This is a genomic window from Paenibacillus sp. JJ1683, assembly GCF_053006485.1.
This window is the reverse complement of record NZ_CM129820.1, coordinates 2,361,562-2,376,742: the sequence shown is the minus strand read 5'-3', so window position 1 is coordinate 2,376,742 and position 15,181 is coordinate 2,361,562. Positions and strand designations below refer to the sequence as shown.

Here is a 15,181-nt window from a genome sequence, read left to right as displayed (position 1 = left end):
CAAAACGAGTTGGTAACATGCTTATCTATGATCTCTCGCTACAAAACAAGATTAAAATATGTAACTGGTTTCATGTCAATAAATTATTTTCAGTACATCAGACTTTAGCGTGGAATGAAACGATTCGATAGGGGCATAATCAGCGGGTGTTCCTTTACGGGACATGCTCATGGTCATGCCTTTTCCCTTTACTGCAGCTTGATAAGCTTGTGACGTATATACGCTTCCCTGAACGCTATGGAGCAGCATGCCTGTCTATTTTGGAAGTTGATTTAACGTACCCACAACCAAGGACGTATCTTGCTTGTCCGCTATACTGTAAGCCACAATCTCCCCGTTGTACAGGTCTAGAATGCTAGAGAAGTACAATATCTTTCCGCCAATCGGTAAATTTTTCCCACAACAGTAGTCGTGCCTTTTTTAAGAATGTATATTCGTTTTTCTATATTTTCACGGTAAATCCATCCAGGTTAATTCCAAAAAGAGATATACACATAATCCTTAGACGTGGCATAAAAGTAAAGATTTGCTTAACCCAAAAGAAGCCCCTCAAGGCCTAAACGATAGGCTCAAGGAGCTTCTGATGCACAACATTATCCATTCTTCAGCAATCTGGTCGGCGAAAATCCTGCGCCATGACGCAGTTTCCGCTTTTCCAACCGTTTGTGCAGCGAACGGTTATACAGAACCTGAATGACAAAATACGAAATTATGCCCAGCACCACACCGAAAATAGACATGCCGATCAGGATGTGGAGGCCTCCGTGCAGTAAGTCTCTGAATACAGACCAGTTGCCGTGAAAAAGCTCCATAAAAGAATGCTCGTGAAGTCGACCGCCCCTGACATGTACCGGATAATGTGATGGATAAATCCAAGCTCCCAGTTGCTTGGCGAATGGCATCAGTACAATCGGCAAAAAGGTCAGCTTGCCGACAACGTTACCCACAATGGCGGCAGGCAGCGAACCACCGGACAGCCGAACAATCGGGTAAAACACGAGGTATACGAGAGAGGCCGTGGAAATTACGATCATCTCCAGACCAAAGCCAATGGCGAAGCCCAAAGAGATCTTTTTAACTCCACCAGGGGCGCGCAACAGCTTAATAAAATTCAGACGAATCGCCCGCCATATATTTTGAAACACATTGTATTTCTTCCTTGATTTATGAGGTTTGAGCCTTTTCGGATTGAACTTTATCAATAGGAGGACTCCTTCAACAGTACAAATTCAAGTTTAGGAATGAGTTCAAATAACTCCCCATCCTTACTTAGTCTATACTGTCATTATAACCCTCAGCGTTCGAAAAGCAATGCTATTCCGCCTGTTTCGCTATTTTAGAACACAATTCGCTTATTGACATCGCTGGATAGAGGTACAAGGTCCCAAATCTCAGCCGCGTATTGCTGGATTGTACAATCACTGGAGAATTTCCCGGAATGGGCCATATTTACAATAGCACGTCGTGTCCACTCCGAAGGATTGCGATACACCTGTTCAATATGAACCTGCGTATCTACATAAGCTGCAAAATCCTTAAGCACAAAGTATTCATCATTATGATCAATCAGAGATTGATAAATGGCCTCAAATTCCCGTTCATGCCGCGTAAAAGGTGCATCGTTTACCAGTTGATCCAGCACTTCACGCAATCTTTCATCACTGTTAGCTGTTATGCGTGCCGAATACTGTCCATTCCGATAGTAGTCCTCAATCTGATCTACCTTCAATCCAAAAATGAACATGTTAGCATCGCCTACCATTTCATGCATTTCAACATTAGCTCCGTCCAATGTACCCAGTGTGAGCGCGCCGTTCATCATAAATTTCATGTTCCCTGTGCCTGATGCTTCCTTGCCTGCCGTAGAAATCTGTTCACTGACATCCGCCGCAGGAATAATCAGCTCCGCCAGCGAGACCGAATAATTTTCAAGGAAAACGACTTTCAGCTTGTCCTTAACATCTACATCCCGATTGATCGTGTCCGCCACATTATTTATGAGCTTAATCGTCTGTTTAGCGAGAAAATAACCAGGGGCTGCTTTCGCGCCAAAAATAAATGTGCGTGGCGTAACATCCAGCGCAGGATTACTTTTGAGCTGGTTATATAGATGCATCACATGCAAAATATTGAGCAGTTGTCGCTTATATCCGTGCAACCGTTTGACCTGTACATCAAAAATGGAGGATGTATCGAGTCGTACGCCCTGTTTTGCAAACACATGCTCAGCAAGCCTGACCTTATTATTTCGCTTAATCACCTGAATCCGTTCTTGGAACGATTCGTCCCCACTGTAGCGAAGCAGGTCAATGAGTTCGCGTGGACGGGTTCTCCAGCGTGTACCGATAGTCTCATCATACAAGCTTGCCAGCTCCGGGTTGGCATGCATCAGCCAGCGTCTATGGGCAATTCCGTTTGTTTTATTATTAAACCGGTCAGGATACAATTCATGAAAGGACTTCATCTCTCGTTCCTTCAAGATTTGCGTATGCAGTGCAGCTACCCCATTCACACTGTAGCTGCCGACGATGGCCAAATGAGCCATACGAATTTGTTCACCATGAATAATCGCCATTTCACCAATTTTGATGTCCTGACCCGGATAACGCTCTAATAGCATAGCACAATAACGTTTGTTCATTTCTTCAATGATCAAGTAAATCCGAGGAAGCAGTTCTCTCACCATGTTGACGGGCCATTGTTCCAGCGCCTCACTTAATATCGTATGATTCGTATATGAAACGGTCCGTGTCGTAATATCCCATGCTTCGTCCCACCCCAAGCCTTTCACGTCCATCAAAATACGCATCAGTTCCGGTATAACCAGTGTCGGATGGGTATCGTTAATGTGCAGTGCTATTTTATCAGGCAATTGACTGTAAGGTAAACGAAGCTTCTCAAACGTACGCAAAATGCTCTGTAATCCGGCCGAGCAGAGGAAATACTGCTGCTTCAAGCGAAGCAGCTTACCCTCATAATTGGAATCATCCGGATAGAGAAATGCCGAGATGGACTCTACCGATCGATTGTAATCGAGAAAGCGGTAATATCCGCCCTCGCCTCGAATCGGTCCTCGAACGGGATCAAGCGCGGATTCCGCACTCCAAATCCGTAGCGTATTCACCTGCGCATGACCATAGCCGACCAGCGGAATATCGTAAGGGACGGCCCAGACCGTCTCGGCATCCTGTGTCTCGAACACAAGACGCCCCTCCTGTTCACGAGTTTCCACACGTCCCCAAAAATGAACCTCGACCTTTTTGTCAGGACGACGTTCCTCCCATACATTCCCTTTCTGTAGCCAGTAATCCGGCAGTTCCACCTGATTTCCGTCTACAATACGCTGCTCAAACAGGCCATATTTATATCGAATCCCGCAGCCATGCCCTGCATAGCCAAGGGATGCTAATGAGTCCATGAAGCAAGCCGCCAGACGGCCGAGGCCCCCATTGCCTAGCCCTGCGTCTGCTTCCTGTTCCTCGATTTCCTCCAGATTCCATCCCAATTCCCCCAATGCCTGCCGAACCATATCCAATACGCCCAAATTCAGCAAATTACTGCCCAATAGACGACCTATTAAAAATTCCAATGAAAAATAATAAATCTGCTTCACTTGTCCTTCTTTGTAGGCTTGGTTCGTTTCTGCCCAATTCTTACCGACTTGTTCACGAATCATGCCGCCCAAAACCTTATATACGTCTTCCGACTGAGCCTCCTGCATCGGTTTACCCAGTCTTCCGACTAGTTGCTCTCGAAAGGCCTGCTTAAATGCTTCTTTATTGCTGAACAAAGTGGTACCTCCTGTTAATTCCGTTTTAATGGCTAAGTATGATCTTTTAAATCACGCTATTCTTGGCAATCACATAGGGAACTTTAATGTCTCCAATCAGAGTTCGATCTGGTGAAAGCTGTACATCCTTATCTAAAACCACATTCTGCACAACTGCGCCTTTACGGATGATGCATTTTTGCATAATAATCGAGTTGCTTACCCGCGCGCCTTCCTCTACTTGCACGCCACGAAAAAGAATGCTGTTCTCGACCTTCCCCCCAATGGTGCAGCCATTGGCAACAAGGGAATGATCCACCTCGGCGCTGTACGTATAACGCGTCGGAGCTTCATACTTGATTTTGGTATGCACCGGCTGATTCTGGAACAGGGCTTGATATTGCTCCTGATCCAGCAGTTTCATGCTATTTTTATAATAGCTCTCGATAGAATTAATAACTGCATGATAACCATCATAGCGATACGCGTAGATGCGCAGGCCACTTGGATTTTTCTGAATCGCATCGCGAAAGAAATGATTATCCTGATGAGCAATGCAATGCTTTACCTGATCCAGATACAAGCTTTTGTCCATCACAAACATTTCTAGATAAATATTATGATGATCCTGCTCCTGATGAATACCGGTCACTCGTCCGCTGTCGTCAATCTCAAGCCGTACACACGGTGCATGCTCAGTTTCGAGCTGGTGAATGGGTTTATATACGAGGGTGACATCCGCATTCTTTTCCAGATGATATCGGTATACATCCTCTAAATCAACCTTGTTGATATGCTGAGTTCCTGCATGAACAATGGTTTGCCCCGATGAGCGATGGAAAAAATCCAGATTATTGTGCACATGCTGCAAGTCCCCACGTGATGTGTCCGTCGGATCGTTCCAGTCCGGTGGCAAAATAAACAACCCACCCCTTCTGCGGTCTAAATCCCATGGCCGACCTTCACCCAAATGATCCAGCAGCGAACGGTATTTGCGGCGGATAAACAGTGCAATATCTTGCATCCCTGCATGCATCATATTGGATAAGGTGAAATCAATGAGCCGATATCGACTAGCAAAGGGTACTGCTGCCCCGCACCGGAAATAAGTCAACTCCTTCAATTGATCCAATTCGTGATCCAGGTTGATCACTCCAATGAGCCGGCTCATAGCGGACACCGTCCTTATCCGAGTTATATTCGTGCGTGAAGCTGGCTTTCCTGATCGAACAAAATAATCTCATCCAGGCTATCTTCAGGTCCAATGACTGCGTTGTCTTCAATAACCATGTTCTCATTCACGATGGCCCGGTGAATACGTACATTGCGTCCGATTTTTACATTCGGCATGATGACAGAATCGGTAATAACGCTCCCCTCACCGACTTCAACCCCATAAAACAGTACGGAGTGTCTTACTTCTCCATCCACCATGCAGCCTTCATTTACGATGCTGTTTTTCAGGATCGCCCGCTGGGTGATATACTGGGCAGGTTGATTGGGGCTGCGGGTATAGATGCGCCAGAACGGGTCATTCAGATCTAGCGGCGGGTCCTGAACCAGAAGATCCATATTAGACTCCCACAAGCTCTGAATGGTGCCCACATCCTTCCAGTACCCAGCAAACGGGTATGCATACAGCGACCGGCCATGCTGAAGCAATAGCGGAATGATGTCTTTACCAAAATCATGTGAAGATTCAGAATCACTTGCGCTTTCCAATAAGTAGTGACGCAACACATCCCATTTGAATAAATAAATACCCATAGAGGCCAATGTGCTTTTCGGCTGTTCAGGCTTCTCCTCAAAGTCGTATATCTTCAGGTCCTCATCGGCGTTCAGTATCCCAAATCGTTGGGCCTCCTGAATCGTGACATTGATAACAGAAATGGTGCAATCGGCTCCCTTTTCCTTGTGATAGTGGAGCATTCGACTGTAATCCATTTTATAAATGTGATCCCCTGACAGAATGAGCACATGCTCCGGGTCATACTGATCCAGGAAATGCAGGTTCCGATAAATCGCATCCGCTGTCCCACGGTACCAATTGTTTCCATTCTCTTTCTCGTGCGGTGGTAAAACGAAAACTCCTCCATCCAGGCGATCCAAATCCCAGTCGCTGCCTACGCCGATATAGGAATGAAGCACCAACGGCTCATATTGGGTCAATACGCCCACGGTGTCTATTCCCGAATGAGAGCAATTGCTGAGAGGGAAATCAATAATACGATAAGTTCCTCCAAAAAATACTGCCGGTTTGGCCAGTGTGCGGGTTAGTCCTTTGAGTCTTTTGCCTTGTCCGCCGGCGAGCAGCATGGCAACCACTTCCTTCTTTCTCATAACAAAGACCTCCCTGTCATGTGCGTCTGAAGCAATTGTGGCAGGATATTTGATAATATCCATTAAACGTGAAAAGACAGTCGTAATCGTTTCATTACCAATGGAACGGGTAAGATGTGATGGAAAGGGTAAATCATAGTTATGCGGAACGAGTGCAAGGAATCACTAAATCGTAAAATCCCGTTCATCATTTCACATTTTGGATGCTTTTTAGGCATTAGCGTATGACAACATGATCATAAGGAGGCGTTATTGATGAAGAATAAAAAATGGGTAGTAGCAGCATTGGGAATGGGTGTTACGTATCTGATGAAAAATAAAGGAGCACGTGATAAGGTGTTGAATAAGGTACAGACGATGGTCAACCGTGCAAAAACATCTGCAAAATCTTAATCGTAAATTTTAAAGCCAGAAAACAAACGAGCCTCTCTGAAAAATTGTTCAGGGAGGCTCTGCTCTGACGCTACTCAGCAACCACGAACAATGCACAACACATCGGTTCGAGGCTGAATCATTAGACGTTCAGGCATTCTCCTTTTGCTCTTCTACTTCCATGATATGTTCGATGGTAAAGGTTCGATGCGTGCATTCGGAGGAACGGTACGCTTCTAGAAGACCCGAGGTACGAATGTTCTCTTTACTCACCTTCTTGAAGGTATGAGTAATCTCTACTTTACCCTTGAAAGGGAAAAAGGACAGACCTACTGTCTGGTCCGATAACCACTCAGCCCGAACCCGTCCGCTTTCATGACGAACAGCCGGGAAGCTCAAACCTTCAGCAAACCATTCATAATCTGCTGTAGGAGTACCCGGCTCTCGGCTGCATAAAAACAGACTCAATTCGTCGCAAAACAACATTCTCCGTACATCCGTCCGTACTTGATGTTCGAAGGTTACACCGCATGCCAACTCCTGTCTTAGCCTCTGGCGACGCTGTTCCTCTGCCTCTTGATAAGCATGCGTAATCTGCTTGTCCTGAGCTTGTTCATGCTCGGTCCGTCCGACGAGCTCCTTGTACATCAAGCTGCACAGCAACGCCGCATACGCATTCTCTTGCTCGACTTCATCAATCCCGAGACGATAAAAAACAAAACGTGGACTAAGCGGAAAATCGATAAACGTATAAGGTGCTGACACATAATCATTCCAGAAAGGAGCAGCGTCCAGCCTAATCCAACCCCGGTCATGCTCCCTCGCTGCATATATAAAATCCTGTCTATGACGTCTATTTTTAAAGGCACTGTCTTCCCACTGTGAAGCCAACTCACCTGAAATACGAGCATGGTCATGCTGCGTCGTCATGATATAAGCTTGATCCGTTTCATAAATAACCATATGCTATCCCCTTCCGTTAGGCGTCTATCTGATATGTGTACAAACTTTCTGATCGAAGGCCATGGTTATGTTTACCTTCATTCATTATATCAGGATAAGGGTAAAAAGGCAGTGAAGTTTTCTCCATCCTTACTTTCAATTACCCCTTAGATTCTTCAATCGAAACTGCTGCGGAGTCATCCCTTCCAGTTCACGGAACACCTTGTTAAAATGCTTGGCATTGTCAAAGCCCACAGTAGCCGCAATTTCATAAATCTTGCCCTCTTGACGCCCTAGCAGCTTTTTGGCTTCTGCAATGCGCAGCCTTTTTAAATATTGAACAAAACTAAGACCTGTATAGGCTTTGAACGCCTGACTAAAATACGTATAATTCAAGGATACTACATTAGATACTACCGCCATGTTCAAATCCTCGCTGAAATGAGCATGGATGTACTGGATTGCTCTCGTCAAGCTGCCGCTTCTATCGGCAATCGCACTAGCAACGTTCGTTCTTCCAGTCAGTCTATCTATCTCCCCGCTATTCACACAATCGTTTATTAGAGAGTTCCTTTGCTGTAATTCTTCGTTCAAAACTGCTAACGCACTGAACAGTTCCTCTCTCACGATCGGCTTCAGCAAATACTCCCGCGCTCCACAACGAATCGCTTCGCGCGCATATTGGAACTCGTCATATCCACTGAGAATGATTACCAAAGGTCTGTCTCTTGGCTCCAGCTTGCGAATATGCTGCATCAGCATAATTCCATCCATAACAGGCATACGGATATCTGTTATCACCAACTCGGGTGAAAACTCCTTTACATGCTGCCAGGCTTCGCCTCCGTCCTTGACCAGCACGTATTCATAGAGATCGGAATACTCCCGTTCGATCATAGCTTGAAGCCCCATTCGAATGTTCTTCTCGTCATCTGCAATCAACAGCTTAGTCGTCATGGTTCGCCCCCCTCGTGATGTGACGTCTAGGCAAAATCAGGGTTACTGTCGTCGATTGTCCAGGAATGCTGGCCAGTTTTACGCCAAACCCTAGGCCATACTGCATACTCAAACGGCGATGCACATTATACAAACCGATCCCCCTATTTACCCCGAGCTCGTGGGAACCCATATCCGTCTGTTCCAGACCAGCCATGATGGCGTTTTTTCTTTCTTCAGACATCCCCACTCCATTATCCTGTATACGCAGTTCAACGATATCTTGCTTGGAGAAGGCTTCAATGGTGATGCGCAGCGGGCTTTGTAATGCACTCCAACCGTGCTTTATCGCATTTTCGACTACAGGCTGCAGCGACATTTTCAGTATTTCCAGTTCCATAAACGTCGACGACAGGCGAATGTCCAGTGCAATTTGGTTATCATGGCGGATGTTCATAATGGCTACATAATGCTGAATATGACGGATTTCATCCCGCAAAGAAACACACGACCCAGACCATTGGAGATTATAGCGCATCATCGAACCAAGGGAGGTGAGCGCATCCGACAGCGGATACTGTCGCTCGATCTCCGCCATCATTTTTAGATTTTCCAATGTATTATAGAGAAAATGGGAATCAATCTGATGTTTGAGTCCCTGTAGCTCGGCCTCCTGAGCAGCGGCCTGCTTCTGTACAGCCTCAGTAATGAGCACGTTAATCCGACTTAGCAAACTGCGAAAATATAGTGCTAGCTCCGCGACTTCTCCCCGCCCATATACCGGGATTGTAAGCTGAAAGTCGCCCTCCTGCTGTACTTTTTTCATAGATTCACGCAGTGTATGCAGCTGCTTGAGAATAAGGGCGTGCAAGGTATAAGAAATGACGGACATTAGCAATATTAATATACAAATAATGAGCAGCATGGCATTGCGTTTTTGACGAAGGTCACCCAGCGGACCGTCCAGCGCCACTACATTTAGCAGATAGGCATCTAGTCCTTCTATATAACGGTACAAACCAAGATAGGGCTTATTTCCATAGGTAAAGTCAAAAGCACCACCCTGTCCCTGAACGCGGGACTGTAACAGATGGTGCACATGGGACAGAGGGATCGGAATGGGATCAGGTTGAAAGGAAGCTGTAGCTATATCGGTAGAAGACACTGATTTTCCACCGTTCAGGATGAACATTTGCCATGCATAATCACGTGGTGCGGTTCCGAATACTCTAGGTGAAAAGAGTTCCAGCCTCATGTTGGTTTCCACCAAGCCTGCGTGTTTTCCCCCGCTAGCCTGAATTTCACGCAGCAATGCCATATACCGTACCGCTTCACTTTCCTGCCCTGCTTGCCCCAGCAATAAGCTCTTAGGTCCCTTGTATATATCCCACCATATTTTTCCTTGCTGATGTTGAGCTGTTGTCAGCCAGGAAGCTTTGGGCAGGCGTGATTCATTGAAAATCATGGGCCATATCTCATGTGCCTGGGGATTACTCGTATATAGCCGGATATTCTCTACGTTGGGATTGCTGTATAGCAAGTGCTGTAAATTGGGAAACACATTTAAGTTGAATTGAACCAGTTCATCGCTGCTTATTTCACGTTCCTCGGTTAGATAACGAAGTACGTTGCGATCTGAAATCGCAAGCTGTGCGGTCCGCTCCATAATTTCCATATTGCTGTGAATCTGGGCCAGCTCTGTATCCAGTACATACTGATTTTGTACGGTAATGTCATGCATGGTGTTCTCGTACAATTGATGAAAGGTATATAGCGAGAACAATACCACCGGGATTAAAATGACGCCAATATAAGCGACAATGAGCTTGACTTGAAGGGAGCAACCGCCTAGCCGATCGGCCGTATCCGTCAGCCACTGCCATATATGGCGGCGCAGCAGGCTCTTCAGCTGTGAACGTACACGGCCTGACATGAAATCACATCCTTAACATTCAATAGATAAATGATTGAGCGAGATCATTTTGTGAACTGTTCCATTTTTTTGAGGTTTTCCTCATAGGCTTTTTGTTGATAAGCCATTACTTTGTCATAGCCTGCTTTTCTGCGGTCTTCCAAAAAGCGGGCAAACAGCTGATCGAACTCCTCATCCGAGGAAGCTAGCAGCAGCTTCGGTAATGCCTTGCCCCAAATTTTGTCTATCTGGCCTGAAGCAATGCCTTCTGCCGAGGTTCCGGTCGGTTTGATATTTTCATATTGGGAGAAGCTGTGGGTCTTGCCTTTCGTCCAATCTTCCGGCTGCTTATACGGCTCGACGCTGGGCGGCGCCCACTGCAAATTCATATTCGTATCCATCAGCATCCAGAAAGTGAAGGAGGCGCCATACTTTTTGTCAAAAGCAGAGCGATCCTTGTTCAGCAGTTCCAGTACCTCCGGCTTGAAGGCTGGCTTACCGTTAACCGTGTCCCACAGCTTTCCTTGCTCCCCTAGATATAGATCACGGTTCCCTTCCTCGCTTATCAGATAAGTCAGAAATTCAATAGCCCGCTCCTTGTCTTTGACATCCTTCGAAATGAGCGTCACCGTCCAACCGGAAATGCCCGGACCGGCCAGCGTCGGCGGGTCCAGCTTACTGTTGGAGGGTCCATCCACCGCAATGTAGACGGAGTTCGGGTCCTTCGCATGTAACATCACCTGTTGTGTAGCAAAGTCGGAACGCTGATATAGCATGGCAAAATATCGGCCTTGTGCCACCTTTTCCTCCATTTGCGGACGTTTGTCGATAAAAACGTCCTTGGCGATCAGACCCTGCTCATTTGCTTGACGGAATGTTTTGAGCCAGCGAATGTATTCTTCGTCTGAACGACGGTCGTACAGCTTTCCATCCTTTTCATGCGGAATGGCTAGAAAATTGAGTAAATAGTCTTCAAAAGAATAATTCCCGTTATCCGTAAATTCGTGGAACCCTATCGGGATCAACGGCTGACCGTTCACCTCTGGAAATTTCTCTTTCGCTTTTTGAAGCGCTTTCAAAAATCCTTCCGGTGTTCTCATATCCGGCTTGCCAATCGCCTCATACATATCCTTCCGAACCATAAACGTCTGATTGGAGACAAAATTTTGGCCGTATTTTTGGTAGTCCTGCGGTGAAGAGGACGCGTTGGGATACCCATATACATTCCCGTCTGTTTGACGATACCAGGACATTTTGGCCGGGTCAGCCATTTTAATCAGATACGGATCGTATTTCTCGGCCAGCTTGTTAAGCGGGAGAACCATCTTGCCCTCGATCATTTTTTTGACCGCATCTTCCCCCCAACCAAGCGTGACAAAATCAGGCAGCTTACCGGAGGCGAGCATGGTATTCAGCTTTTCATTTTCATTCCCAGCAGGTACGATAAAATTGACATTGACTCCAGTCTTTTGCGTCACATATTTCGAAGTCATATCCGTCCCCCACTTGTTCGGGAACCAGGAAAAATTTAAATACCAGTCAAACGTAATCGGCTCTGTATCGGCCTTCCAGCCTGGCGCATCTGCCGAAGCCTTAGTCTTCTCGTCCTTCAATTCCGTGACAGCGCCACTTCCACCGGATGTACATCCCACGAGCGTTCCTACCAGTAGAACAACAGCTAACAGCCCCTTCTGCCATTTGCGAATGTTCATCATAAATCTCCCCTTTGGATGATATGCTAGCCCTTAACCGAGCCGATCATTAGCCCTTTGACAAAATATTTTTGCAGAAATGGATATACAAGTACAATCGGCAACGTTGTTATGACCATCGTCGCCAGCTTGATGGACTGCGAAGTAACGGACTGGGCGACAATCCCGGGTGCGGCAGACATCATTTGATTAGAGCTGGATTGGGCAACAACTCGGTACAAATACGTCTGAATCGGCTGAAGATCCGTATTATTGATATAGATCATTCCTGTAAAATAATCGTTCCACTGGTACACCCCATGAAACAACGAAATGGTCGCTACTACAGGCATCGATACAGGAAGTACGATCCGGCAGAAGATGCTGAAGTCGTTAGCACCGTCTATTTTCGCCGCCTCCTCCAACGCATCCGGCAGCTCCCGGAAAAAAGCCATAAAAATAATAAGGTCAAAAAAGCTGAACATTGCAGGAATGATGTACACCCAAAAGCTGTCCAGCAGCCCAAGATCACGGATCAGCAAATACGTAGGAATCAAACCTCCACCGAAAAATAGGGTAATGGTGCCGATCAGCATATACAGCTTACGCCCGATCAGCTCTCTACGGGAATATGCATATGCAATCATTGCGGTAAAAAACACATGTACAATCGTGCCAATTAGCGTCTTGGCAACCGTTACCCCCATCGCAGTCATGATGCCGCTGTTGGCAAAAACAGCCTGATAGCTATCCAGACTAAAGAGTCTCGGCCACCAGTAAATGCCGCCTCGCATTGCGTCAGCTCCTTCGTTAAAGGAGTTCACCAGCACATACCACACGGGATATAAGGTCACAAAACAAATAACCAGCATGAAGATGTTGTTGAAGAAATCGAATATCGCTTCGCCTGCTGTTCTGCGTCGCAATAACTGCATACATCCGTCCTCCTTCAAAATAGAGAGGTATTATTCATCCGTTTGGTCACCGAATTGGCTATCAGCAGCAAAATGAGAGCAAGAACTGATTTTAGCAATCCCACCGCAGTAGAATACGAGAAGCGTCCCTGCTGAATGCCCACCTGATATACATAAATATCAACTACATTACTTGCACTTTCATTTAGCGAGTTACGCAGGACAAGAATTTGATCAAAGTTGGAGTTCAATATGCCGCTGACCGCTAAAATAAACAAAATGGATATTGTGCCCTTAATGGCGGGAAGTGTGACGTACCACATTTTCTGAAACCGTCCCGCTCCGTCAATGGTGGCTGCTTCGTACATGTCCGTAGATACGCCCGCCATGGCTGCCAAATAAATAATAGCTGACCATCCAAGCTCCTTCCAAATATCCGAGCTGACGACGATAGTCCAAAAATAGCCTGGCTCCGCTAAATAACTAATCGGCTGGTCGATCCAGCCCCAAGCCAGCAACAGTTGATTGATCATCCCGGTATCTGCCAGCCATGTGGTTAAAATTCCGCCAAGAATGACCCATGATAGAAAGTGAGGAAGGTACGAAATGGTCTGAATGGATTTTTTAAACCGCGTAGACCGGATTTCATTTAGAAACAGAGCAAACACAATAGGTAACGGGAACCCGATTGCCAGCTTGAGCAGGCTAATGCCCAGTGTATTTTTGACAATATACCAGAAGCTATCATCCTCTAAGAAGGCACGAAAATGTTCTAACCCCGCCCATGGTGCGCTTGATATAGTACCAATAATGTCAAAATGTTTGAAAGCAATCAAAATGCCGTACATCGGAATGTAATGGAAAATAATCATCCATACCACTCCAAGCAGTGCCATGGTCTGCAAATGTTTTTGCCCCCTCCATCTGCGGGCTAGTGACGTCCATCTCCCCGATCGGATCGGCGGCTGCGGCTGTGGCTGTGGACTCTTCCATCCTGTACTCATACAGAAGACCTCCCTTCTCCATAATGTAAGCACTTACATTAATTATTTTAGGGGCTTCTGCTTTTAATGAGTAGTACTGGATTTTTTGATTTTGGTGTCTAAAGTTCAGGTGAAGATAGGACAATACGCAAAAAAATTATTCCAGCCCTTGGATTTTCTATTTCTATTAATTTACGAAAAAGACTATCAGATGGTACGATAAGACTATATAGAATTCCAATCATTACCTATGTACCTAGATCAGGAGGATTAAGAATGGAAGAATTAGTTCGTTCGATTCAGAAACAGGTTCGGATTAAAAGGTTTGCCTGCTGGGCAGGGTTCTTCATGTTTGGCCTGTGTACTTTAGTCGGCGTGGCAGCTCAGGAATGGTTTATGACCCTCCTGGGGCTCGGGATGACAGTCCTATCGATTTATGGATTGACCATGCTACGCGGTATGACAAAGTTAAGTAAAGAGTATCAGCCAGGAAAGGGCTATGGTTATTATCGCCGTACGGCACAACAAAAGCTGCGTTATTTGACTTGGGGACAGTGGTTACTCGGCGGCTTTATCGTTTTGATGTTCTTTATATACCACGTCCGCCTTAGTGCTTTTCTTATAGCTATCTTGGGGATCTTGACCATTCAATTCAGTATCAAAAAACGAATTAAAAATCATCAGGAGCCCGACGTCACAGAGTTGGATGAGTTTGTACGGATGGGGATTGTCTCTCCGCATGAGCAAACTATTGGAGTGTATAAAGATTTCCTACACCTTAGCCATACGTTTCAGGGTAACCAAATTGTTATCGTTACTGACAAACGGCTGATATCTGTGTTTGTAGAGGAACAAGGACGTGCGTTGAAAACAGAAATACTACTTTCAGGTATAAACAAAGTACGCGCCATCGGTACGGGTTTTCAGGGTCAAGGTTTATTACTGTCTGTAAGCAACCGTGACCATAACGAGCTTCACATTCATATGGTCGGGAAAAGCATTTACTTTTCGCCAGAGCAATTCGTGGGCTGCTTGCTACGAGCACTGGACGCAGCATTAAAAATTGGATCATACAGTACAGAAGAAACATTCCCCGCTTACCAACAGACAAGGATTTCATTGCATCCATTAGAACAAGGTTTGTTGCACAAGCCTACAACCGCTTAAATATTCCTCATAAAAAACGCTAAATAGCAAGCAAGCTCTGATCTTCATGAGCTTACTTGCTATTTGGTTAATCAAAACATCCTACTTTTTACCATTCTCACTTATTAATGATTGGCTCCATGATAAAACACGGTGATGAGATCATGACTAGTAAC

Annotated in this window: 12 protein-coding genes and 1 pseudogene; 2 read left to right on the top strand and 11 right to left on the bottom strand. The window is 45.8% G+C overall.

What is annotated here, in order from left to right; genetic code table 11:
- Positions 1–96 precede the first annotated feature (96 nt).
- The 5 genes and pseudogenes from ACUC6J_RS10550 to ACUC6J_RS10530 form a co-directional block, all read right to left on the bottom strand.
- Positions 97–390, bottom strand: a pseudogene (locus ACUC6J_RS10550) (transposase); the annotation flags it as partial.
- Positions 391–593: 203 nt separating this feature from the next.
- Complete coding sequence (locus tag ACUC6J_RS10545; RefSeq protein WP_016821089.1) at positions 594–1,202, bottom strand: DUF2062 domain-containing protein; 609 nt, start codon at positions 1,200–1,202, stop codon at positions 594–596.
- A gap of 134 nt (positions 1,203–1,336) precedes the next feature.
- Positions 1,337–3,790 carry a glycogen/starch/alpha-glucan phosphorylase gene (locus tag ACUC6J_RS10540; RefSeq protein ID WP_016821088.1) on the bottom strand — a complete coding sequence of 818 codons (2,454 nt, stop codon included), beginning with the start codon at positions 3,788–3,790 and terminating at the stop codon, positions 1,337–1,339.
- Positions 3,791–3,836: 46 nt separating this feature from the next.
- Positions 3,837–4,940: a glucose-1-phosphate adenylyltransferase subunit GlgD gene (gene glgD / locus ACUC6J_RS10535; RefSeq protein ID WP_016821087.1), complete on the bottom strand. Its 1,104-nt coding sequence runs from the start codon at positions 4,938–4,940 to the stop codon at positions 3,837–3,839.
- Between the two features lie 23 nt (positions 4,941–4,963).
- Complete coding sequence (locus tag ACUC6J_RS10530; RefSeq protein ID WP_016821086.1) at positions 4,964–6,109, bottom strand: glucose-1-phosphate adenylyltransferase; 1,146 nt, start codon at positions 6,107–6,109, stop codon at positions 4,964–4,966.
- 255 nt (positions 6,110–6,364) lie between these two features.
- On the opposite strand from ACUC6J_RS10530, the gene ACUC6J_RS10525 reads away from it, so the two are divergent.
- Complete coding sequence (locus tag ACUC6J_RS10525; protein WP_013370876.1) at positions 6,365–6,502, top strand: hypothetical protein; 138 nt, start codon at positions 6,365–6,367, stop codon at positions 6,500–6,502.
- Between the two features lie 129 nt (positions 6,503–6,631).
- On the opposite strand, the gene ACUC6J_RS10520 is transcribed toward ACUC6J_RS10525, so the two are convergent.
- The 6 genes from ACUC6J_RS10520 to ACUC6J_RS10495 form a co-directional block, all read right to left on the bottom strand.
- Positions 6,632–7,444, bottom strand: a complete 813-nt coding sequence (locus tag ACUC6J_RS10520; protein ID WP_447250142.1) for a DUF3891 family protein — start codon at positions 7,442–7,444, stop codon at positions 6,632–6,634.
- A 135-nt stretch (positions 7,445–7,579) separates the two neighbouring features.
- On the bottom strand, positions 7,580–8,380 hold the full coding sequence (locus ACUC6J_RS10515; RefSeq protein WP_447250141.1) for a response regulator transcription factor: 801 nt from the start codon (positions 8,378–8,380) through the stop codon (positions 7,580–7,582).
- Positions 8,370–10,292, bottom strand: a complete 1,923-nt coding sequence (locus ACUC6J_RS10510) for a sensor histidine kinase (RefSeq protein ID WP_447250140.1) — start codon at positions 10,290–10,292, stop codon at positions 8,370–8,372. Before ACUC6J_RS10510 ends, ACUC6J_RS10515 begins: the two co-directional genes overlap by 11 nt.
- A gap of 44 nt (positions 10,293–10,336) precedes the next feature.
- A complete protein-coding gene (locus ACUC6J_RS10505; protein WP_257126991.1) occupies positions 10,337–11,983 on the bottom strand; it encodes an extracellular solute-binding protein in 1,647 nt (548 codons plus the stop codon).
- A 26-nt stretch (positions 11,984–12,009) separates the two neighbouring features.
- Positions 12,010–12,897 (bottom strand): carbohydrate ABC transporter permease, encoded by an 888-nt coding sequence (locus ACUC6J_RS10500; protein ID WP_016821081.1) that lies wholly within the window; start codon positions 12,895–12,897, stop codon positions 12,010–12,012.
- A 14-nt stretch (positions 12,898–12,911) separates the two neighbouring features.
- Positions 12,912–13,880 carry an ABC transporter permease gene (locus ACUC6J_RS10495; RefSeq protein WP_167440920.1) on the bottom strand — a complete coding sequence of 323 codons (969 nt, stop codon included), beginning with the start codon at positions 13,878–13,880 and terminating at the stop codon, positions 12,912–12,914.
- Between the two features lie 255 nt (positions 13,881–14,135).
- Here ACUC6J_RS10495 and ACUC6J_RS10490 point away from each other — a divergent pair, with 255 nt between their 5' ends.
- On the top strand, positions 14,136–15,026 hold the full coding sequence (locus ACUC6J_RS10490) for a hypothetical protein (protein ID WP_016821079.1): 891 nt from the start codon (positions 14,136–14,138) through the stop codon (positions 15,024–15,026).
- Positions 15,027–15,181: the final 155 nt, after the last annotated feature.